Source organism: Sinomicrobium soli (genome assembly GCF_003285545.1).
GTDB lineage: Bacteria > Bacteroidota > Bacteroidia > Flavobacteriales > Flavobacteriaceae > Sinomicrobium.
This window is the reverse complement of the sequence record NZ_QLNV01000003.1, coordinates 26,187-48,958: the sequence shown is the minus strand read 5'-3', so window position 1 is coordinate 48,958 and position 22,772 is coordinate 26,187. Positions and strand designations below refer to the sequence as shown.

Annotated in this window: 14 protein-coding genes; 4 read left to right on the top strand and 10 right to left on the bottom strand. The window is 49.1% G+C overall.

Annotated features, from left to right (window positions below; genetic code table 11):
• Positions 1-72: 72 nt before the first annotated feature.
• The 9 genes from DN748_RS04110 to DN748_RS04070 all read right to left on the bottom strand — a co-directional run bounded on the left by DN748_RS04110 (position 73) and on the right by DN748_RS04070 (position 12,322).
• Positions 73-822 carry a shikimate dehydrogenase family protein gene (locus DN748_RS04110; protein ID WP_112370513.1) on the bottom strand — a complete coding sequence of 250 codons (750 nt, stop codon included), beginning with the start codon at positions 820-822 and terminating at the stop codon, positions 73-75.
• Positions 823-867: 45 nt separating this feature from the next.
• Positions 868-1,884, bottom strand: coding sequence for a DUF368 domain-containing protein (locus DN748_RS04105; protein WP_112370512.1), 1,017 nt, complete (start codon positions 1,882-1,884; stop codon positions 868-870).
• Complete coding sequence (locus tag DN748_RS04100) at positions 1,877-2,872, bottom strand: DUF368 domain-containing protein (RefSeq protein WP_317047401.1); 996 nt, start codon at positions 2,870-2,872, stop codon at positions 1,877-1,879. Before DN748_RS04100 ends, DN748_RS04105 begins: the two co-directional genes overlap by 8 nt.
• A 24-nt stretch (positions 2,873-2,896) precedes the next feature.
• Positions 2,897-4,297: a tetratricopeptide repeat protein gene (locus DN748_RS04095; RefSeq protein ID WP_112370511.1), complete on the bottom strand. Its 1,401-nt coding sequence runs from the start codon at positions 4,295-4,297 to the stop codon at positions 2,897-2,899.
• 97 nt (positions 4,298-4,394) lie between these two features.
• Complete coding sequence (locus DN748_RS04090; protein ID WP_112370510.1) at positions 4,395-5,576, bottom strand: aspartate aminotransferase family protein; 1,182 nt, start codon at positions 5,574-5,576, stop codon at positions 4,395-4,397.
• 156 nt (positions 5,577-5,732) lie between these two features.
• Positions 5,733-7,724, bottom strand: coding sequence for an OstA-like protein (locus DN748_RS04085; protein ID WP_112370800.1), 1,992 nt, complete (start codon positions 7,722-7,724; stop codon positions 5,733-5,735).
• A gap of 222 nt (positions 7,725-7,946) precedes the next feature.
• The gene (locus DN748_RS04080) at positions 7,947-9,218 is read right to left on the bottom strand and encodes an adenylosuccinate synthase (protein ID WP_112370509.1); all 1,272 of its coding nucleotides are present in this window, start codon (positions 9,216-9,218) and stop codon (positions 7,947-7,949) included.
• Positions 9,219-9,350: 132 nt separating this feature from the next.
• Positions 9,351-9,809 carry a Fur family transcriptional regulator gene (locus DN748_RS04075; RefSeq protein WP_112370799.1) on the bottom strand — a complete coding sequence of 153 codons (459 nt, stop codon included), beginning with the start codon at positions 9,807-9,809 and terminating at the stop codon, positions 9,351-9,353.
• Positions 9,810-10,108: 299 nt separating this feature from the next.
• A complete protein-coding gene (locus DN748_RS04070; protein WP_112370508.1) occupies positions 10,109-12,322 on the bottom strand; it encodes a RelA/SpoT family protein in 2,214 nt (737 codons plus the stop codon).
• 501 nt (positions 12,323-12,823) lie between these two features.
• Between DN748_RS04070 and DN748_RS04065 the strand changes: the two genes are divergently transcribed.
• The 3 genes from DN748_RS04065 (at position 12,824) to DN748_RS04055 (ending at position 18,964) form a co-directional block, all read left to right on the top strand.
• Entirely contained in the window at positions 12,824-15,901 is a 3,078-nt protein-coding gene (locus DN748_RS04065) for a ligand-binding sensor domain-containing protein (RefSeq protein ID WP_112370507.1), read from the top strand.
• The gene (locus tag DN748_RS04060) at positions 15,870-16,469 is read left to right on the top strand and encodes a response regulator transcription factor (protein ID WP_112370506.1); all 600 of its coding nucleotides are present in this window, start codon (positions 15,870-15,872) and stop codon (positions 16,467-16,469) included. Before DN748_RS04065 ends, DN748_RS04060 begins: the two co-directional genes overlap by 32 nt.
• A gap of 104 nt (positions 16,470-16,573) precedes the next feature.
• Positions 16,574-18,964, top strand: coding sequence for a TonB-dependent siderophore receptor (locus tag DN748_RS04055; RefSeq protein WP_112370505.1), 2,391 nt, complete (start codon positions 16,574-16,576; stop codon positions 18,962-18,964).
• Between the two features lie 52 nt (positions 18,965-19,016).
• Here DN748_RS04055 and DN748_RS04050 read toward each other — a convergent pair whose 3' ends face one another.
• On the bottom strand, positions 19,017-20,264 hold the full coding sequence (locus DN748_RS04050) for a M48 family metallopeptidase (protein ID WP_112370504.1): 1,248 nt from the start codon (positions 20,262-20,264) through the stop codon (positions 19,017-19,019).
• Between the two features lie 150 nt (positions 20,265-20,414).
• Here DN748_RS04050 and DN748_RS04045 point away from each other — a divergent pair, with 150 nt between their 5' ends.
• Positions 20,415-22,745, top strand: coding sequence for an ATP-dependent helicase (locus DN748_RS04045; RefSeq protein ID WP_112370798.1), 2,331 nt, complete (start codon positions 20,415-20,417; stop codon positions 22,743-22,745).
• Positions 22,746-22,772: the final 27 nt, after the last annotated feature.

The window sequence follows — 22,772 nt, the reverse complement described above, 5'->3', positions numbered from 1 at the left end:
AAAAGGGATGATAAGGTACTTTTGAAAGCTGTTCCTGCCGGGGTATTTCCCTGCGGCGGAAGGGAGATGCAGCTATTTGTTCTGCTGTTCCGGGCTGTTCCAGATTTCCCAGGCTTTTTCCGCCTGCAGTTCCAGCATCTTTAACCCGTTGCTCGTGGCGGCCCCCCTGTTCCTGCCTTCCCTGAGGAAGGCCGTTTCCGAAGGGTTGTATATCAGGTCGTACAGCAGATGTCCCCTGCCTATATGTTCGTAAGGGATATCGGGTTTCCGTCCGGTGTCGGGAAATGTGCCTATGGGACTGCAGTTTATGACGATGCTGTATTTTTCCATGATCTCCCTGTCGAGGTCTTTATAGGAGAGTTGCTGCGGAGCGGGGCTCCGGGATACGAAAGTATAGGCTATGCCCAGCTCCTCGAGGCTGAAAGCAATGGCTTTGGAAGCTCCTCCCGTACCCAGGATAAGTGCATTCCTGTGATGGGGCTGGAGCAGGGGTTGCAGGGAGGCCAGGAAACCGTAATAGTCGGTGTTGTAACCGGTGAGCCCGGATCGGGATACCTTGATGACATTGACCGCCCCTATGCGTTTAGCCTTGTCACTGAGCGCAGACAGATAGGGGATAACCGCCTCCTTGTACGGGATGGTGACGTTCATTCCGCCGAGGTCGGGATGTCTTTTTACCAGTAAAGGGAATTCCCCTATTTCTGGGATATCGAAATTTGTGTAGGAATGATCCTGAAGCTGCAGTTTCTGAAATTTCTCCCTGAAGTATACCTGTGAGAAGGAGTATGAAATGTTTTTTCCGACAAGTCCGAATAATGGCATAACGTAATAGTGATATTTCGGGGCTATCCCCTGTAAATTATTGGTCTATCTGATCTTCCGCGAGCGCCGGCCGTACCAGTCGAGCCCCAGAACAACAAGTACCCCAAATATAATAAAAGCAATGGCGATCCAGGTCTCCCGGCCGGAAAAATCGGGAACGTACCTCTGGTAATTCAGGATAATGGGATGGCCTTCGCTGTCGAGCAGGACGCTGCCGGATGCATCTGTACGGAACACGGTGCGCTTCCAGGGCCATACCACGCCCAATGATCCTGAAATAAACCCTATGATAATGGCCGTAGTGACATTGCGGTAGTGTTTGAGGACGTAGTTGAGCAGGTGAGACAGCGTGACCAGCCCGGTGGCCGACCCCAGGGTGAATACGACGAGAATCGTAAGCATATCCATGCGGTCCGGGTCATTCACAAAGGAAAAATCACCGGTGAATATTTCCGACATGGTAAAATAAAGGGCGTTTACCGAATCTACCAGGAGCAGGACATAGTTGCCCAGCAGAATAAGGATAAACGACCCGGAAAGGCCCGGAAGTGTCATTCCCGACACACTGATGATACCACAGAGGAATACGAAGACCAGGTTGGTGTTTTCCCGAGCCGGGTTCAGGAAACTGATGGATACCCCCGACACCAGCCCCAGAACAGCCCAGAGTACCGTTTTGCGGTTCCATTGAAATCCCTTTGAGATATAGTAGATAGACCCGATGATCATTCCGAAGAATGCAGCCCATACATAGAGTTCCTTTTTCGCTATGAAATAATCGAGAATACGGGAAACACTGAAATAGCTTATGAGCATACCCAGTATCAGCAGGCCCAGGAACTTTCCGTTGATATAGCGGTAGAAAGAGACAAACCTGCCATTTATAAGTAACCTGAAGGCTTTGAGGTTTATTTTCTGGAGGGAGTAGATGAACTCCTCATAGAAACCTGCAACAAAGGCAACAATACCTCCGGACACTCCGGGAACCTTGTTGGCAGCCCCCATGGCCAGGCCCTTGACCACCAGGAAGATCTTATCGCCTAATGTTCTGGCACTATTCATCTGCCTTTTGAGCTTTTACGGCGATTCTTTCCAGCAGGTATATGGTGAGGAACCCGGCTATGGCCACAAATACGGCGAGGAACACCTGGTTGTCACCTTCAAAGTGAAAGGGAGAAATGCTTTTTTGCAGCAGGGGTACCTGTTCGTTATGCGAATTGATCCGCCATGACAGGGTTTCCTTCCAGGGCCATATCTTGTTGAGCGACCCTATCATAAAACCCGTCAGCAGGGCAAGGGTCGTATTCTTGTGGTGTTTGAACATCCAGTTGAGTATTCCCGAGAATACCTTCAGGCCCATGACCGCCCCGATCCCGAAGACAGCCATTTTGCTGAAAGCCTGTCCCGCCACCTGGAGATCGCCCTGAAAAATTCCTTCCCTGAGCAGGTTTATGGTGTTCATGACAATGCTGTACGACCCCATTAAGAGTAATATGAACGCCCCGGATATTCCCGGGAGTATCATGGCGATAATGGCGATAAACCCGGAGAGAAAAAGATAGGGGTAACTGTCGGGAGAGCTTACCGGGTGGGCAATGGTAATGTAATAGGAAAGGGCGGCACCTGCCAGTACTGCCGTGATGACGCCGGCAGACCAGGAAGAGATCTGCCTTCCTATGATATAGATACTGGCTACGACGAGACCGAAAAAGAACGACCAGACGGCTATGGGATGTGTTTCGAGCAGCCAGGTAATAAGCCGGGCCAGGGAAAATATGCTGATGGCTATGCCGGTAACCAGTGCCAGCAGAAAATTTCCGTTAAAGCTGTTCCACATGGCTTTAAAGCCTGCCGTCTTCCATATTTTCAGGGAAGACAGTTTAATGCTGTTAATAGCGCTTATCAGTTCTTCGTAAATGCCGGATATAAAGGCAATGGTTCCTCCCGAAACCCCCGGTACCACATCGGCGGCTCCCATGGCCATTCCCTTAAGGGTCACAAAGAAATAATCTAAAGGTTTTCTGCGCATTTTCTGTTCTTTGGTGAACAAAAATAGGCATTTTTAGACAGTTTCTCAGATAGAAGCCTTTTTAAAATCTGTTATAATACTCTTAACGGTTTTCGACCGGAACACGACCGGGAAAAGCTCCTTGATAACTGCATGCTGGTCAAAGTTTTCCGCAAGGGCACGTTTCAGGTGCTGCTGGCCTTTAAGGGGGTCTGTCAACAGGAAATACAGTCCGGAGATACGGTATTCCAGCAGGGCTTCCTTAGGGTAGAATTCCAGCGCCTGGAGCAGGACATGAACGGCGTTTTCATACTCCCCGATCTTGATGAGGATATCACACCAGGAAGTCCAGGTATCGAGTTCGTAGTTTCCGAGCTCTATGGTTTTCTGATAGGATATATCGGCTTCTTCGTAGAGATGGAGTTCCCTGTTGATCTCTGCCGACCGCTTCCAGTAGGTGATATTCTCACTGTCTATGTGAAGTGCTTTGTTGATGTAGTATTTTGCTTTCTGATAGTTGAGCTGTTTCAGGTAAAAATCGGTAATGGCAATCCATCCCTTATCCAGCAGGGGGTCTTCGTGCACCGTTTTGTAATAGTACTTTTTGGCTTCGTTGTCATTGCCCAGTTTTTCGTAACATTTCCCCATTCTGAGGTATGCAAACGAGGTGGGGTCGTCCAGGCGCAGGGTGAGCTCGTAATTTTCTATGGCTTCCCCGTAGCGGCCCATTTTTTCCAGAACCTTTCCTTTTTCCAGGTATGCCCCTACGAAAGTATCGTCGGAAATAATCGCAAAATCAAAGGCCGCGAGCGCCTCTTTAAGCATTTTCTTCTGAAAGTACTGCTTGCCTGCCTGGTGCCATCCCACCTCGCTGTACGGATTGTATTCCAGGTAGGAGTTCAGGTAGCTTATCGCACCGTCGTGGTCTTCCAGGAAATCAAAGCAGTAAATGACATTGTAAAGGGCCGAATAGTCTTCGGGATCTTCGTCGAGGCATTTTATAAAGCAATCCCTGGCCTCGGCATATTTGTCCAGGAAAAGGTATTCCATACCTATGAGCGAATAGATATCGGCATTGTCACTGGTGTATGCCAGGGCTTCCCGGAGAAAGCGGATAGCCATTTCGTGCTTGTCCCTTTTGGAATAGATATTGGCACGCTGGATATAGATCTCCTCGTTAGACGTTTCCAGGGCTGCCAGTTCATCGAGCATTTTTTCGGCGACATCAAACCTGTTCTCGAAAATAAGCACCTCGATCTGCAACAGCTTCAGATTGGTAGAGGAGGTATGCTGCCCCAGGCCGATCTGTATGGCTTTCTTGGCGAGAGCTACTTTGCCGGTATCCAGATAATGATGTATGATATTCTCAAAATCATCAGCATCAAAAAAATACACATCATTGGTTTTCAGCATGGATTCGAATTTCGAAACGGGGAAATTCCGGTCTTCGTCAGAACTAAATGGCATAAGCATGCTTTTTTAGAATTCCACTATAATAAATTTAGGGCTTGATGCCCTAAAATCTGGTCTCTGCGGGTATTTGTTATCAACAAAGTAGTTAACATCAATCGTGCCATTCGTCAAGGATGTTCAGTATGATGTTGCAGCCCTGTCGTATTTCGGCTTCCGAAATGGTGAGGGGAGGGGTGATCCTCACGGCTTTTCTTTCAAACAAGAGCCCGAATAACAGCAGGCCGCGCATCAGCGATTCTTGCATGATATGGGCTGCCAGTTCCGCGGAAGCTGTCATAATGGCAAGCATAAGTCCTTTGCCGCGTACTTCCGAAATCAGCGGATGTACCAGTAAAGAACGGAAAAGAGCCTCTTTGGCGGGTATGCCGGACATGATGGAGGTTTCCGTAAGTTCCTGCAGGGTTGCCAGGCAGGCGGCCGCTATTACGGGGTTTCCGCCGAACGTCGTGATATGCCCCAGTAAGGGTTTGTCTGTTAAAAGGGCCATGTGTTTTCCGGAAGCCGTAAAGGCCCCGACCGGCATTCCGCCTCCCATACCCTTGCCCATAACAAGGATATCCGGAACAATGCCGTAATGCTCAAAGCCAAACAGTTTTCCCGTCCTTCCGAAACCGGGCTGTATCTCGTCGAGTATAAGCAGGGCCCCGGTCTGGTCGCAGCGTTTTCTCACTTTTTGCAGGTAGTTGTCTTCCGGCACGATAAACCCGGCGCCACCCTGTATGGTTTCCAGGATTACGGCAGCCGTCCTGTCTGTGATCTTTTGCAGCTCTTCCTCCTTGTTAAAGGTGATAAACCTGTTCCCGGGAATAAGCGGGCGGAAGGCCCGTTTTCTTTCTTCATATCCCATGACACTCATGGAGCCCTGGGTATTGCCGTGATATGCCCGGTGTGCTGCGATGATCCCGGTTCGTCCCGTAACCTTCCTGGCCAGTTTCAGCGCCCCTTCGGTAGCCTCGGTACCGGAGTTTACCAGGTAGGTGGTATCCAGGGGACCGGGAAGGTTTTCGGCCAGCAGCCTGGCCAGCTTCACCGCCGGTTCCTGTACAAACTCCCCGTATACCATGACATGCATGTAGTGTGCCGCCTGCCGTGTTACCGCTTCTACTATCCTGGGATGACCATGCCCCAGGGTATTGGCAGAGACTCCCGCAATAAAATCGAGATAGGCATTGTCTTCGGTATCGTAAATATAACTCCCCCCGGCCCGGGCTACTTCCAGTGCGATGGGGTGGGGAGAGGTCTGTGCCTGGTAACGTAAAAAATCCTTTTTCATTTGGTTTTTTAGTTTTTTAGTTTGTAGTTCTTAATGGTCAGCTTAAACTCACTACTCATTACTCATTACTCACTACTCATTACTCATTACTCACTACTCATTACTCACTACTCACTACTCACTACTCACTACTCACTACTCACTACTGGTCCAATGTTACTGAGGTTCTTCTTCCGGATTTGTGGTTTCCCCGGATTGGCGATCGGGGGGAAGCGGAACCGGTTTTTTACCGGGAGGCACCGAATCCGTTTTCCGGGGGATACCCGTACTGTCTGCCGGAACCGGTGCGGCCGGAAGAGTGTCCGTGGCCGTTGTATCGGGAATATGGATGCCGGTACTGTCTCTTATAAAGGTATTCACCGTCGTAGTGTCGATACCGGTAGTATCTGTGGTACCGGTACCGGAGGTGTTTTTGTCATTTTGTCCTGTTATGGCAAGCGTGTCAACCGTCGAAGGAGGGATACTGTCCCTTTTTCCCTGCCCGGAAGTTTGCGGAGGGGCTTTCCTCGGAGGCAGCCGCTGCGGAACGGAATCCATCATGGCCCTGCGGTATTCTTCTTCCTCCGCCTCGATATCGATGGGATTGTCGATCCCCCTGATCTTCACGAGTTCGATATTATTGTCGTTCTCGTCAAAAATATCTTCCTTTGTCCGTATCATCTCGTCACCATACCATACAAAACCCCTCAGTTTTCTCGCATTTTCGGGCAGGTCTGTCTCGGGGTACAGCACGGCATCCGGGTTGATGAAATACGAGATGTCCTGTATCTCATTCTCGGCAAGCGTGAACTGTATGTTACCGCTCACGTGCTTGTCGATACCTATCAGTTCCTGTTTGTCGTTGCGGGTATAGTATACGGATTCTGCATTCTTGATGATATCGACCACCCGGAGTTCGTTTTCTTCAAAATATCCCAGCAGTTCTTTTCCCTTGATCTGGTTATAGCCGTTTTTGGTCAGGGTGTCTTTCTGTATGACAAAGGCATTGTCCCATACCCTCAGCGAATCCAGTTGTTCGGTTTCCGGGTTGCTCAGCAGGTTAATGCTGTCTCCGGTCATCTGTGTTTCGCCCGACCATAGTATCGGCCGCCTGATCAGCTGGGTGATCCCGGTTTTCTGGTTAGAGTGTATGGAATCGCATTTTCCGCTCATGTCAGTCTTGTAGAACCTCGCGTCGTAATAAGCGCGGATAATACGGTTTTCCGGTTCTCCCGTAACCATCAGGGTATCCCCGTGAATATAGATCGAATCGTTCTCTATCTGGTTTACCGCCACGGCGCGTTTGGTGATGAATACGGAGTCTTTTTCCTTGAATACTTCAGCGTAATGCCCTTTTACGATCCCCTTGTTGATGGTGTCGGTTATTTTGATATTATTGGTAGCCGATGCAAAATTGTCGGGTTTGTTGAAATAAAGGCTGTCCCCGTTGATAATACGGTCACTGTATTCTACCCGGGAATTCTTGACAAAGTACCCCTCTTCGCTTTGTGTCTTGTAAAAACCCCTTTCGCAGTATATGGTGTAATCTTTTCCGATGATGGTAGACGGGCCGAACATATAGGCGTGTTTGGTGGTGGTATAATAATCCAGCCGGAGCGAGTGAAGCGTGTAGTCGGGATTGGTGACCGTAACATCATTGACAAACTTGACTTTTTTCGGGGTCAGGTAATATCTGCCTTCCTTGCTGGTCAGCACGTTGGTGGAGTCTTCTACGGTACCCGAGGTGTTGTAATAGGCCTCCTGGATATTCCGGTCGAAATAGAGCTTGTCTGTGGTAAGGGTCATGTCGGGGTTTTGAAGGACCACCTCCTTTTCTGCCATCGCCAGTTTGCTGTTACCGCTGTATTCCAGGTAACCGCTGTTCAGTTGAAGGGTATCCCCCTGTTGCAGGAATACGTTGCCAAAAGCCTTGAGCAGGTTGTCGCCGGGATATAAGACGGCAACATCGCACCAGAGGTCTACCCCTTCGTGCTCAAATTGCACCTGCCGTTCCTTTTTGGTCAGTACGGTAGCCCCGGGATATTTCTGGTTGTCTTCATTGTAGACCCCTCCGTAAACGACTTTTATCTTTTCCTTCTTCTCTGCCTTTTCCTGTGCCGGGGCAGTGAGAGACGACAGAAATACAAAAGTGTAAATTATGTGTTTCAAATATGCGGGCACGTTCTGGAATTTATGTCAAAAATAATCTTTTTTGCAGAGGGGGGACTGCTTTTAAGAGGAATTTAAGGAGGATGAAGGACAGAGCACGGAGCATAAAGTTTATGGTAAAACTAACGATAACTTACAGTTTTGAACGCATAACCCTGCATTCCGAACTCTGAACTAAAAAAGGAATGTATCGAGGCTCCGGCCCGGAATTACAATAACCGTTTACCGGTATATGGTCTGTGTCCTGTCGGGGCCTACGGATACTATTTTTACGGGAACGTCCAGATGCTTTTCCAGGAAGGTGATATAATCCTGGAGTTCCTGTGGCAGCTGGTCTGCCGAGGTGAGTTCCGTAAGGTCCTGGTCCCAGCCCCTGAGTTCGGTATATACGGGGGTCACATTTTCTTTTTCTATGGAAAACGGCATATGTTCTATTACTTCCCCGTTGTATTCATATGCGGTACATACTTTAAGGGTTTCGAATTTAGACAGTACATCGGCTTTCATCATCATGAGCTGTGTAACACCGTTCACCTGTACGGCGTATTTAAGGGCTACGAGATCGAGCCACCCGCAACGTCTTGGGCGTCCGGTTACCGCTCCGAATTCATTCCCTGTTTTGGCCATACGTTCTCCCGTCTCATCAAACAGTTCGGTAGGGAAGGGGCCGCTGCCCACACGGGTAGTATAAGCCTTGAATATTCCGTATACCTCGCCGATACGGTTGGGGCCGATTCCAAGCCCGGTACAGGCCCCGGCAGCAGTAGTATTGGAAGAAGTAACAAACGGGTAAGTACCGAAATCGATATCCAGCAGCGACCCCTGAGCACCTTCGGCAAGGATTTTCCTGTCCTGTTTCAGGGCATCGTTAAGATAGGCTTCACTATCTATAAAAGTCAGCTCCCTCAGTTTGGCCACGGCATTGAAAAACTCCGCTTCCATTTCGGGCAGGTCGTATTCCAGGTCTACTTCGTAATGGCGGATCATGGTCTCGTGCTTTTCGGCCAGGGCGCGGTATCGCGTTTCGAACGTATCGAGTTCCAGGTCGCCTACACGCAGGCCGTTACGACCTGTTTTGTCCATATAGGTAGGGCCTATCCCCTTTAGCGTGGAGCCTATTTTGGCTTTTCCCTTTGAAGCTTCGGAAGCCGCATCCAGCAGCCGGTGTGTTGGCAGGATAAGGTGGGCTTTCCTGGAGAGGATCAGTTTGCTCCTGTAGTCAATATCGAATTTTTCCAGTCCCTCGAGCTCCTGGACCAGTACTACCGGGTCTATGACAACGCCGTTGCCGATAACATTGACAGCGCTGGGATGGAAGATTCCGGAAGGGATGGTGCGGAGCACGTGTTTTATACCGTCAAATTCAAGGGTATGTCCCGCATTGGGCCCGCCCTGGAAACGGGCTATGATATCGTAGTTTCTGGTGAGTACATCAACAATCTTTCCTTTGCCCTCGTCTCCCCATTGAAGTCCGAGTAGTAAATCTACTGCCATGGTGTTACTTGTGTTTATCTGGTCTTGATGTTAATACAAAATACTGGCCTCCGTTCGGGAAATTTTCACATGATAACGGCTCTTACCGTTGTTCCCGAGGGGGCCTTACTGCGTTTTTCTCTTTTTTCCGAATTATGATTTTTCCTCTTCCCTGGTAGCATAAAAATACAGGGAGTGGTTGTGTATCTTGATATTGAATACTTCTTCTATGGTCTGCTTGATAGATTGAATACGGGGATCACAGAATTCCATGACCTCCCCGCTATCGGTAAGGATGACATGGTCGTGCTGCCGGTCGAAATACGATTTCTCGTAATGCGCCTGGTTCTGCCCGAACTGGTGCTTTCTGGCCAGTCCGCATTCCAGCAATAATTCTATGGTATTGTACAGGGTTGCCCGGCTCACCCTGTAATTCTTGTTTTTCATCTTGATGTACAGCGACTCTATATCAAAATGTTCATCACTGTCGTAGATTTCCTGCAGGATCGCATAACGCTCCGGAGTTTTCCTGTGGCCGTTATCTTCCAGGAAGCGTGTAAAGACATTTTTTACTATCTCCTGGTTTTTCTTATTTGTGGTATCGTTTGCCATAACATAGGACATCAAAAAATTAACATACAAACTTACATATTTTTTTTTCGTACCTTCTTATTCCGATAATTCGTGAAATATGTAAGATTCTAAAAACAAACAGGTAACGGGAAACGGTTTTTCCCTTTTTAACTTTTTTATATTAAAATGTATCATCAGCTACCCCGCACGGACCGGAATATTGCATTTTACAGCATATCCCTTCTGTACCCGGGTAGCGGTCAAGCTACAAAGGTACGGAAAGATTTTTGTTTAGGCCAGTAAGAAATTCGGGGATAATTTGGGATGACGATATGGTGTTATAATCTTGAAACTTTATCTATTCCGTTGATTTTCTTTAAATTATCTATAAGTTTCTTGAGGATGGTATTGTTTTTGACCACCACGGTGATCTTGCCCGAAAAAATACCGTCGTTGGAATCGAACTTGATATTCTTCATGTTTACGTGCATATTATTGGAAATGACCCTGGTCACATTGTTGACCAGCCCGATATTATCGATCCCCGACAGTCCGAGCATGACCACAAATTCCTGCTGGCTGGAGTCTACCCATTTTGCAGGGATAATGCGATAGGCGTAGTTGGACTGCAGGGCTATGGCATTGGGGCAGTCCTTTTTATGCACCTTGATCCCTTCGTTGACCGTAATGAAACCAAATACGTCATCTCCGGGGATCGGGTTACAGCAACTGGCCAGCTTATAACTGAGCTTTTCTTCTTCCTTGCCGAATACCAGGAGGTCATAGGTTGCGGTGACCTCGTCTTTTTCCACCTCTTCCTGCGGGGCCGAAGGCACTTTCCGGATACGGTTTTTAAAGAAATTGATAAAGGTATTGGTCCGGTTCGATGCAAAATTCTTGAGCATCTGGTTGTCTATGGTACCTATACCTACACGAAAGAACAGGTCCAGGCTGGTCTTGAGCTTAAAATAAACCACCAGCTCGTTCACCACCTTTTCGTTCAGGGTGATCTTGAGCTGCTTCAGTTTTCGCCTCAGGAGTTCCTTACCCTCTTCCCCGATAAGCTTTTTGTCCTCTTTCAGCGAGGTCTTTATTTTGGCCCTTGCCCGGGCTGTAGTGGCGTAATCCAGCCAGTTTGCATTGGGTTTCGAATGTTCCGAGGTAATGATCTCTACCTGGTCTCCGCTTTTAAGGGTATAACTCAACGGTACCAGCTTGCTGTTTACCCGTGCTCCCCGGGTGTGCATTCCCACCTCGGTATGGATGTTAAAGGCAAAGTCGAGTGCAGTAGCCCCTTTGGGCAGTGATTTCAGTTCTCCCTTGGGGGTAAAGACGAAAATTTCCTTCGAATAGAGGTTGAGTTTAAACTCTTCCACGAAATCCACTGCGTTGGCATTGGGGTTTTCCAGTGCTTCCTGCAACCGGTTCAGCCATATTTCTATACCCTGTTCTTTCTGGTCTCCGTGTTTGTATTTAAAGTGTGCCGCATACCCCTTCTCGGCAATTTCATGCATGCGTTCGCTGCGTATCTGTACTTCCACCCAGCGTCCTTTGGGGCCCATTACGGTGATGTGGAGCGCTTCGTAACCGGTGGATTTCGGAGAAGAGATCCAGTCGCGCAGGCGTACGGGATTGGGACGGAAGTGATCGGTAACGATGGAGTATATTTTCCACGCGAGGAATTTTTCATTGGCCGAATCCGATTTGTAGATGATCCTGATGGCAAATTTGTCGTAAACCTCGTCATAACTTACACTCTGCGCCTTCATTTTCCGCCTGATGGAAAAGATAGACTTCGGCCTTCCCCTGATCTGGTAATGCAGTCCTTCCTTGTCGAGGCTTTCCCGTATGATATCCGAAAAGGCCTCTATATAAGCTTTCTGGTCTTCCCTGCTCTCTTCCACCTTGTTGAGGATATCGTTGTATACCTCCGGTTCGGTATATTTGAGGCCGAGATCTTCCAGCTCGGTTTTTATGTTGTAAAGCCCTATCCGGTGGGCCAGGGGGGCATAGATATACAGGGTTTCGGAGGCGATCTTAACCTGTTTATGCTCCGGCATCGACGCCATGGTCTGCATATTGTGCAACCGGTCTGCGATCTTGATGATGATCACCCTGACATCGTCGTTGAGGGTAAGCAGCATTTTGCGGAAGTTCTCCGCCTGTAGTGAAATATCCTTTTCCTTGCTCAGGTGCGATATTTTTGTGAGCCCGTCTACAATGACCGCTACGGTCTTTCCGAACATTTTTTCGATATCCTCCAGGGTATAATCGGTATCCTCCACCACATCGTGCAACAGGGCAGCAGCGATAGAAGTGGCATCCAGCCCAATTTCCGAAGCCACGATCTTGGCTACCGCAATAGGGTGGAATATATAGGCCTCCCCGCTCTTTCGCCTCTGGTCCTTATGTGCATCGACAGCAGTGTCAAACGCTTTCCGGATGAGTTTTTTGTCTTCATCGCTCAGCGTCTGATAACTGATGCGCAACAGTTCCTTGTACTGCTTGGCAATTTCCTTGTTTTCTTTTTCCGTATCGATAACTACTGTCATATACACCTGTTGTTCTGTGGTCGTTGCAAAATTCGCATTTTTTCTGAAGCTCCGGAAACGGGGCCTTACATAAAGTTAATAAAAATCTTTTTTAAATTCGTTACAAATTTCATGCCTTAGGAACTCCGGAACCGAAAAATCAGCGGGATCCGTGAAATCCCCCGCTTTTCAGGGAAGGAATGATATTCTTGTTTTCTCACGAATAGATTTAGAAACTGTCCGAATTTTATCCTTCGGTTCCTTTATGTTGCCAATGCGCCAGCTGGCCCCTTCACCAAAAACAGCTACCAGCTGTTTTCTTAACGTTTGGTTCTCCGTCATTTCCCCGTTTGCAAACTGACGATCGGTTTTATGTCTTAAATCCCTTGGTCATGTCTTTGTTTACACCACCGCCGGAACCGGTACATTACCGAAATATCACAAAAAATACCCTGGAGAGGGTATCCTTTTTTACGGATTCCTTTACTAAGTTTGTTAAAAGGGAATTTTGTCTGTTTGCCAATGAATAAAAAACTACGCTTTTTTTTACCAGTATTTCTTGTAGTCACCGGGATATGTAAGGCACAAATTATTCCGACAGACACGCTTACGGTTAAAAATATTGCCCAGGAACAGGGGTTGTCCCAGTTGGGAGTGGGAGCCATAGCTATAGATGACAACGGGTATATCTGGGGGGCTACGGAAAACGGCCTGAACCGGTTTAACGGGTATGAGATGAAGGTTTTTCGCGCCGGTGACGAACCCGGCGGCCTTCCCGACGACGACGTAAGCGACCTGTTTTACGAGAGGGATACCCTGTGGCTTGCCACAACTACCTATTCGCTGGTGGCCTATGTACTCTCTGAAGACCGGTTCCTGGATTTTAAAGATCAAATCGATTTTGATACGTATCCGCTGGCCAGGTACAGCAGTGTGCTGTATGTTGTCGACGACCGGTATTTACTGGTGGGAGCCATAGGGGGCTGCCTGCTGGTAGACCGGAAAAAGCTCGACTTTACGGTAATTCCCATCCCCCAGTCCAGGGAAAATGATTATGTTACCGCCATACAGGATATTGGTGATAATGAATTTCTTATCGGGACCAATTTCAGCGGTATTTACAAGTTCGATCTCCATCAGAAATCGGTAAGTACCGATAGGGTATTCGATCGTTTCAAGGAAAGCAAGATCAATTGTTTCTACCCGTTTTCCGATACCGGGGTACTGGTCGGCATGCAGGAAGGCCTGTTTATGTATGATCGCAATGAAAAGGAGATCAGCCGTATAGATCATCCTCCCGATATCGAACCTGCCGTGAGAAGCATTATGGAATGGGATAAGGAGACCCTGCTGATAGGGGGATTTCTGAATACCTACCTGCTGGATCGTGAGTCGGGGTGGCATGAGGTCGCTTTCAAAGGTGCCGACGGAAAGTACCTGCAATCCGGGGTTTTATGTGCGAAAAAGGACGATCAGGACGGGATGTGGATCGGCACCCAGGAACGCGGAATTTTCTATTACCATCCCGACCGCAAAAAATTCAGTCCGTATCGTATAAAAGCTCCGGGATCTCCCAAGAAGGATTTTATCAGTATTTTCAATTTTCTCAGGGATGACAAGACGATCTGGATGGCTACCGAACTGGGATGGGTGCGTTACCGGACCGAAAAAGACGAGTATAAGCTGTATATGACCAACTGTTTTCTGGAATATGTGATAGAAAAGGATTTCCGGGGCAATATATGGGGAGGCGGATTTGAAAGCGGCCTGGTAAAGTACAACCGGGAAAAGGATGTTTTTGACCCCGTTCCCTTGCCGTTCCAGGACAGCGATATTATACACATTACTCCGGTACACCGGGATACGATATGGGTGCATACCTGGTCCAGCGGGATCTATGCCCTCAATACCCTGGATTACGGGGTAAGGCCCAGGGCCATCGGGGGCAAGACACTGGTAAGGTCGAGGAACAGTTATACGGATACTTCGGGTGCATTGTGGATAGCGAGCGACGAGGGACTGTACAGGATCGGTGACGACGGCACTACGTATTACGACGACGAATTGTCCAATACCAGGGTATTCTGTATTACGGAAGATCCGTTCGGGAATATCTGGGCAGGAACGGCAAAGGGACTCAACCGGATCGATCCTGAAAGCGGGGCGATCAGGCATTATATGGCACAGAGCGGTCTGCCCAATGACTTTATTTACGGGGTGGAATCGGATGATAAGGGGAATATCTGGGTATCTACCAATTTCGGCCTTTCCGAGCTCAGCAGGAAAAGCAATACCTTCAGGAATTATACGGAGGACGACGGTTTGCAGAATAATGAATTTAACGGCAAAGCAGCCTATAAGGACAGCCTGGGGGTCATGTATTTCGGAGGGATGAACGGATTTAATATGTTTCATCCGGACAGTGTGAAGGTCAACAGGAAAATAGGCAAGACCCTGGTGGAACAGGTGAAACTGTTCGGCAAACCGATCGCTAATAATATACTGTATTCCGACACCCTTGTATTTTCGCACGACCAGAATGTGATCACCTTTGATTATTCCAGTCTCAACTATTTATGGCCCGGGCGAAACCAGTACCGTTTTATCCTGGAAGGCTTTGACCGGGAATGGCGTCCCGTAACCCATGAACGCACCACTACGTATACCAATCTGGACCCCGGTGCTTATGTGTTCCGGGTCATGGGGAGCAATAACGAATTGCTCTGGGGAGCACCCGACAATATCGCAGTGGTGATCGAGTCGCCCTGGTACAAAACACTGTGGTTCAAGGTAGTCGCCATATCGTTTGTGCTGCTGTGCATTACACTTTTTTTCCTGTATAAGAACCTGCAGCAGAAAAAGATGAACGAATGGTTGTCGAGAATGGTCGACGAAAGGACCGCCGAACTCACCGAGACCAACGGTGCCCTGAACCATTCCCTTGCCGTAACCCGGCAGCAGAAGGAGAATATAGCCTTTCTCATGCGCGAGCTCAATCACAGGGTGAAAAACAACCTGCAGCTGATCACCAGCCTTATCGATATCCAGAATACCAACATATCGGAAACATCGCTGCAGGAGAAATTCAAACTGCTGCAGTCCCGGATCTATACGGTATCGAGGGTGCATGACATTCTGAATGCCAACAGCGATAACAAATACCTCAGGATAGACCGTTTCCTGGCATCGATAGCGCGCGACCTGATCAGCTTTTCGGGAGAAGAGATCGAACTGGAACTGGATCTGGTCCCGGTAGAATATCCCGCGGAGAAAATCACCTATATCGGGCTTATCGTCAATGAACTGATCATAAATACGGTAAAGCACGCGTACGACGAAGGGCAATCAGACAGAAGTATCCGTATCGGCCTCGAAGATACGGGGCAGCAGCTCAGGCTGGTATACAGCGATAACGGCAAAGGATTCGATCCTGCCGGGATCAGGGAAGGAAAGAAAATGGGGCTTAACCTTATTCATACGCTTACCGAAGCACTCAAGGGCCATGTAAGGATCGTAAACCGCAAAGGATCAACCGTAATACTAACCATTACCAAAAACACCGTCACAGATGTCCAAACAGATATTGATCATCGAGGATGAAGCCATTATTGCCAATAGTATAAAAATACACCTGGATCGCAACGGTTATCAGGGCAGGGTGGTCACCGACCCGGCAGAAGCCAGAAAAGCCATTGAGACCAAAAGATATGATGCGATTATCAGTGATATCAACCTGAACAGTGAAGTGTCCGGGCTCGACCTGATTGAGAATAATGTGGGGGATGAGGTGCCGGTCATCTTCCTGACTGCCTATTCCGATGTGGAAACCATGAAACGCGCCGAACGGTCTGTACCGTATGCTTATGTTACCAAACCTTTCAGCAAGGACCACCTGCTTGTAACCCTTAACCTGGCCATAGCAAACCACAAAAAGAAATTCATCCACAGCCCCGGTGATGCCCGGCCCGGGAATGACATCAAACTGAGCCGGAGGGAGCTCGAGATCCTGGAGCTGATGACCCAAAGCAGGACTACCGAGGAAATAGCGGATCAGCTGTATATCAGTCCGCTTACCGTAGCTACGCACCGGAAAAATATCTTCCGGAAAACAGGGGCGAAAAGCCTTATAGAACTCGTGTCCCTGTCGGTGGCCTATGGCTGGATATAATATTTTTACGGATTTGTAACAATATTATTTTTATTTGGTATGGATAAATAGTATTTGTTGTTTAGATTTGTGCGCTATTTGTATTTAATCTAAATAATAGAAAAATGATCAATAAAATATTTTGTTGTTCTTTCCTGTACTTCAGTCTTATTTTCGGGCTACAGGCCCAAAACGGAACCGCCAGTGTGAGCGGGAATATCACGGATCAGAACGGGGAGCCCCTCGCTGCCATTAATGTGATCCTCAAAGGGACCGGCCTGGGAGCTTCAACCGATAACAGTGGTAATTTTGTCATAAAAAAGGTTCCTTTCGGCAATTATACCCTTATAGCCAGTAGCATAGGGTTTAAAAAGCAGGTGTTGTCGGTTTCCGTGTCCGGGGATACCCGTACAGATATAGCCCTGGAGGAAACGGTAAGTGAGCTGAAGGATGTTACCATTTCCGGCAGAAGAAAGGAAAGTTATACCGCCCGGGAAGTTTCTTCCTCCCTTCGTCTCGGCCGGGATCCGGTTAAGATTCCGCAGAATATACAGGTGATCTCCGAAGATGTGCTGAAAGACCAGCAGTCGTTTACGATGATGGAGGCCATTACCCGGAATGTCAGCGGGGCGCAGATGATCGAGCACTGGGGGTGGTTTTCCCGCATCAATATGAGGGGGTTCAAGATCCCCGCTTTCAGGAACGGCATGAATGTAGAGATGACATGGGGGCCGCTGGCCGAAGATATGAGCATGGTGGAGCGTATAGAATTCGTAAAGGGCCCTGCCGGGTTTATGCTGGCTGCGGGAGAGCCGGGAGGGTTCTATAATGTGGTCACCAAGAAACCGAAGAAGGAGCATATTGCCGAAGTCAACTTTACCACGGGAAGTTTTAATACCTACCGGGGTGCCGTAGACCTCGGGAGTTATGCAGCCGGCGGCAAGCTGCAGTTCCGCCTGAATGCCATGGCACAGACCCAGGAAACCAATCGCGATTATGACAGGTCGAGCCGGTTTTCGGTAGTGCCGTCGGTGAAATACGAATTCAGTGACAATACCTCGGTAACCACAGAATTTACCTGGCAAAAAGCCAGGATGAAGGCAGGGTCGGCCTATGTGTTTGCCCCCATAAGCATCGGTTACGGAGGACTGGACCGCGATTTTACGGCCATGGACCCGGACTATCCGGATATGGATATTGATGAGTACAGTACTTTTACCAATTTCACTCATAAATTCAATGACAACTGGACCTTTCAGGCCCAGTACATGCATATGAGATACGAGCAGGAGGGAGTAACGCTCTGGCCGGCAGGAGAAGTACAGCAGAACGGGGATATGATAAGGTCGGTAACCAGTGCCGATGCCCTCGGGCGCTATCACATAGCACAGTTCTTTGTCAACGGGAATTTCGAGACCGGAAGTGTAACCCATAAAATACTGGCAGGATTCGATTTTAATGAAAAACAGTACTGGGCAGACTGGAACCAGGGGGGAGCCATAGATACGGAGGAGCGTCCTTTCAACGTCCTGGACCCGCACTATGGCGATGTGGAGATGCCGGTATTCGACCGCTCTGTAGATATCAAGATCCGGGGGGCTTCCAACGGTATCGGGATGACCACAAAAGGATTTTACGTACAGGATGAACTGGGGTTCCTGGAAGACCGCCTTCGCCTTAGCCTGGCCGGAAGATATACGCTGGCGGATATATATGCGTACGGAGTACCCGCAGACGGGTCGGAGTTTACCCCCCGTATCGGTGTGAGCTATGATGTAATGCCCGATCTTACGGTTTACGGGTTATTCGACCAGTCTTTCTACCCGCAACAGGGGGTGAAATACCCGGGAGAACCCTTAAGTCCCAACAAATCCTCAGACCTGGAGGCCGGGATAAAGAAATCCTGGTTCGAAGACCGGCTGAGAACTTCGCTTACCGCTTATCGCATTAATAAGGACAATATGTCTGTCACGGATTATGAAAACGGGGTTCCTGCCACCACGGATACCAACGGCGACGGGGTTATTGATGAAAATGACGGGATGAGCTACCCGTATTCCATAGAGATCGGGGAAGTCGTTTCCAAAGGAGTGGAATTTGATATGCAGGGGAAAATTACTCCGGAACTGAATGTGATACTCAATTACGCCTTTACCGAGGTGAAGGACAAAGACAATAACCGGATTGCCGGCCACGCCAGGCATATTACCAACGGCTGGCTGAATTATGCCTTTAAGCCCTCGTCGGCATTAAAAGGTTTCGGGGCTTCCGTAGGCTACCAGTACCAGGTAGACCGTTCGTCATGGAACTGGGGGGCGGACAGTAAATCGGAACTGCCCGATTATTTCAGAATGGACGGAGGGATCTTCTGGTCTGATGACCATTTCGACGTACGCCTGAACATCAATAACCTTTTGAATGAATACCTGTATTCCGGGTCGAATTACGGCACATACGTATACTGGCAGGCCGAACCGGGACGGAACTTCCGGCTGAGCCTGAACTACAGGTTTTGACAGGGACGACAAATCGCCGGTAACTCCGGACCTGAACCGGAGGTCCGCCATTCTATGCCTTAGGCCTGTAAAACTGCAGGTTCTGTACCCGTTGCAGTAAGGTAGGATGTGAATAATGTACCTTTACGTATGCCGGATGCGGGGTCAGGTTGCCCAGGTTGTTCCGCGACAGTTTTTTAAGGGCCGATACCAGGGGAGGGGCGGCATAAGTATCGCGGGCATAGTTATCGGCCTGGTATTCGAATTTTCTCGACACGTAGTTCATGACCATCCCGGTGATTTCCGAAACGGGGCTGTAGAGTATACCGAAGGCGATAAGCCCGGTATGAAAGCCGTGTTGCGACACACCCAGGGCATACGACAGTTCCGGGAAATTTATACACAGGGACAGCACATAGAGGGTGAGGCCCGTAAGCCCCGTGGAAACCGCGAGATTGAACAGGATGTGTTTTCTCTTGTAATGGCCCACTTCATGGGCCAGCACGGCTACGATCTCTTCGGTGTCCAGGTCCTTGACCAGGGTGTCGTAGAGGGTAATTCTCTTTTCCCGTCCGAAGCCCGAGAAATAGGCATTGGCCTTGGTCGATCTTCTGGAACCGTCTATGACAAATATGTTGTTGAGCGTAAATCCTGCTTTGGAAGCATAGGCCTCTATGGCGGTTTTCAGTGTTCCTTCCTCCAGGGGGGTCTGCTTGTTGAACAGGGGAACGATAAGCCGGCTGTAAAACATGTTGACCAGGATGGAAAAAAAGGTGACCGCTCCCCAGGCATAAAGCCAGAAGTGCCTGCCGGTAAGCTGGTAGAACCAGATAACCAGGGCCATGATGCCCCCTCCGAATACGGCTCCCATAAGCCATCCTTTCAGCTTGTCGGTAAAGAAGGTGGCCGGGGTGGTCTTGTTGAACCCGTATTTTTCCTCGATCACAAAGGTGTGGTACCATGTAAACGGCATACTTATCACGTCACTGGCCAGGAGGATCATCCCGAAAAACAGCAGGGCGATGACAATGTCATTATCCGAAATGCCTCTCGCTACCTGGTCGGTGAACTCAAAACCACCGGCATAGAGAAATCCGAGGGTGATCAGGAGGGAGCATGCGGAAGACACGATCGAAAACCGGTAGTTCTCTTTTTTGTATTCCTGGGAACGTTTGTATTTGTCACTGTCGTAAACATCGTCCAGCAACGGGGGAACAGGATCGTTGAAATGCCTGGCATTGAGATAGTCCAGGACCTGGTCGATGGCAAAATCCAGGATGAGGATGCCGGTTATGATATAGCTTAATGTAGTCGGTTCCATAGATTGTTGTTAGCGTACCGGCAAACTTCGTGAAAGCAGGCGTAATAATCAAGAGGCAGGAGCATATCATTTGTTAAAGACGGTAACAAAACCTGGGCAGTATTCTTATATTTGCCGGTGAGAGTCATATATTTGAAAAGAAACAGCAAGGTGGAAAATTACTTAGCAGAACTGAATGAGGCCCAGAGGGCTCCCGTATTACATCTGGAAGGCCCCCTGATGGTCATTGCCGGTGCCGGATCAGGTAAAACCCGGGTGCTTACCTATCGTATCGCCTACCTCATGCACAAGGGGGTCGATGCCTTTAATATCCTGGCGCTGACGTTTACGAATAAGGCCGCGCGTGAAATGAAGGCCCGTATTGCCGGTATAGTAGGGAACAGTGAAGCAAAGAATCTGTGGATGGGTACTTTCCACTCCGTTTTTGCCAGGATACTGCGTTTCGAAGCAGACAAACTGGGATATCCCGGCAATTTTACCATCTACGACACCCAGGACTCCCAGCGGCTTATCAATGCCATCATCAAGGAAATGGGACTGGACAAGGATGTATACAAGTACAAGCAGGTACAGAACAGGATATCGTCGTATAAGAACAGCCTGATCACGGTCAAGGCCTATTTTAACAATCCCGACCTGGTGGAAGCCGATGCCATGGCCAAAAGGCCGAGGATGGGGGAGATCTACGCGGCTTATGTGGAGCGTTGTTTTAAAGCCGGAGCCATGGATTTTGACGACCTGCTGCTAAAGACCAACGAACTGCTTACGCGTTTTCCGGAAGTGCTGGCCAAATACCAGGAGCGTTTCCGGTATATCCTGGTCGATGAGTACCAGGATACCAATCATTCGCAGTACCTGATCGTCAAGGCACTGAGCGATAAGTTCCAGAATATATGTGTAGTGGGCGACGATGCCCAGAGTATTTATGCGTTCCGCGGGGCGAATATCAGTAATATCATGAACTTCCAGCGCGATTACGACGGGGTGGAGGTATACCGGCTGGAACAGAATTACCGTTCCACCAAAAATATCGTGGAAGCGGCAAACTCGGTGATCGAGAAAAACCAGACCAGGCTCGAAAAAGTGGTGTGGACCGCCAATGAAGACGGGGGAAAGATAAAGGTGCACCGCAGCATTACCGATGCGGAAGAGGGCAGGTTTGTAGCGGGTTCTATTTTTGAGCTCAGGATGCAGGAACAGTTGCCCAACAATCATTTTGCCGTATTGTACCGCACCAACTCCCAGTCGAGGGCCATAGAGGATGCCCTTCGGAAAAGGGATATTCCCTACCGCATTTACGGCGGGTTGTCGTTTTACCAGCGCAAGGAGATCAAGGACGTACTGGCCTATCTGCGGCTTGTTATCAACCCGCAGGATGAAGAGGCCCTGAACAGGGTGATCAACTACCCGGCCAGGGGTATAGGGCAGACCACGATGGAACGGCTTACCGTAGCGGCCAATCACTATAAACGCTCCATTTTTGAAGTGATACAGCACCTGGACAGGATAGATCTCAAGATCAATGCAGGTACCCGAAGGAAACTGGAGGATTTTGTGACCATGATACAGAGTTTTCAGGTAACGGCGCAGACTGCAGATGCCTTTGTGCTTGCAGAACACGTGGCCAAGAAAACGGGACTGCTGCACGAATTCAAGAAAGACGGTACCCCGGAAGGGATAGCGCGTATGGAGAATGTGGAAGAACTGCTCAACGGTATCCGCGATTTTGTGGAAGGGCAGCAGGAAATTGACGGGGCTACCGGGTCGCTGCCGGAATTCCTGGAAGATGTGGCCCTGGCCACCGACCTCGACAACGATACCGGGGATGACGACAGGGTGGCACTGATGACCATTCACCTGGCCAAGGGCCTGGAGTTTCCTTACGTATATATAGTGGGGATGGAAGAAGACCTCTTCCCGTCGGCCATGAGCATGAATACACGGAGTGAGCTCGAAGAGGAGCGGCGCCTGTTTTACGTAGCCCTTACCCGGGCAGAGAAACAGGCTTTCCTGACCTATACGCAAAGCCGTTACCGCTGGGGGAAACTCATCGATGCCGAACCCAGCAGGTTTATCGAGGAAATAGAGGAGAAATACCTGGAATACCTGACCCCGCCCCTGGATGGTTCATACCGTTACAAACCCATGATTGACGCTGATATTTTCGGCGATGTGGACAAGAGTAAACTGAGACAGCACAAACCGGTGGGCAGTACGCCGCCCTCCCGGCAGAAACCCACGGAAAACCAGTTGAGGAAACTGCGCAAAATAAAACCGGAGCTGTCTACTCCCGTAGGGAACGGGCAGGCCGCTACCGCAGCTCTCGAGGTAGGAACCCGTGTGTCCCATACCCGTTTCGGCAGGGGGGTGGTCGTGAAACTCGAAGGGGCCGGGAATGATAAAAAGGCAGAGATAAAGTTCGATAACGGGCAGTTGAAAAAACTGTTGCTGCGTTTTGCCAGGCTGGAGATACTGGAGTAGCGGTTTCGAGGGACATAAAAAAAGCGG

Coding starts and splice junctions, on each gene's coding strand:
- DN748_RS04105 (WP_112370512.1), bottom strand. CDS start 1,884: ATGAATAGTGCCAGAACATTAGGCGATAAGATCTTCCTGGTGGTCAAG.
- DN748_RS04060 (WP_112370506.1), top strand. CDS start 15,870: ATGTCCAAACAGATATTGATCATCGAGGATGAAGCCATTATTGCCAAT.
- DN748_RS04050 (WP_112370504.1), bottom strand. CDS start 20,264: ATGGAACCGACTACATTAAGCTATATCATAACCGGCATCCTCATCCTG.
- DN748_RS04070 (WP_112370508.1), bottom strand. CDS start 12,322: ATGACAGTAGTTATCGATACGGAAAAAGAAAACAAGGAAATTGCCAAG.
- DN748_RS04080 (WP_112370509.1), bottom strand. CDS start 9,218: ATGGCAGTAGATTTACTACTCGGACTTCAATGGGGAGACGAGGGCAAA.
- DN748_RS04055 (WP_112370505.1), top strand. CDS start 16,574: ATGATCAATAAAATATTTTGTTGTTCTTTCCTGTACTTCAGTCTTATT.
- DN748_RS04065 (WP_112370507.1), top strand. CDS start 12,824: ATGAATAAAAAACTACGCTTTTTTTTACCAGTATTTCTTGTAGTCACC.
- DN748_RS04110 (WP_112370513.1), bottom strand. CDS start 822: ATGCCATTATTCGGACTTGTCGGAAAAAACATTTCATACTCCTTCTCA.
- DN748_RS04095 (WP_112370511.1), bottom strand. CDS start 4,297: ATGCCATTTAGTTCTGACGAAGACCGGAATTTCCCCGTTTCGAAATTC.
- DN748_RS04090 (WP_112370510.1), bottom strand. CDS start 5,576: ATGAAAAAGGATTTTTTACGTTACCAGGCACAGACCTCTCCCCACCCC.
- DN748_RS04075 (WP_112370799.1), bottom strand. CDS start 9,809: ATGGCAAACGATACCACAAATAAGAAAAACCAGGAGATAGTAAAAAAT.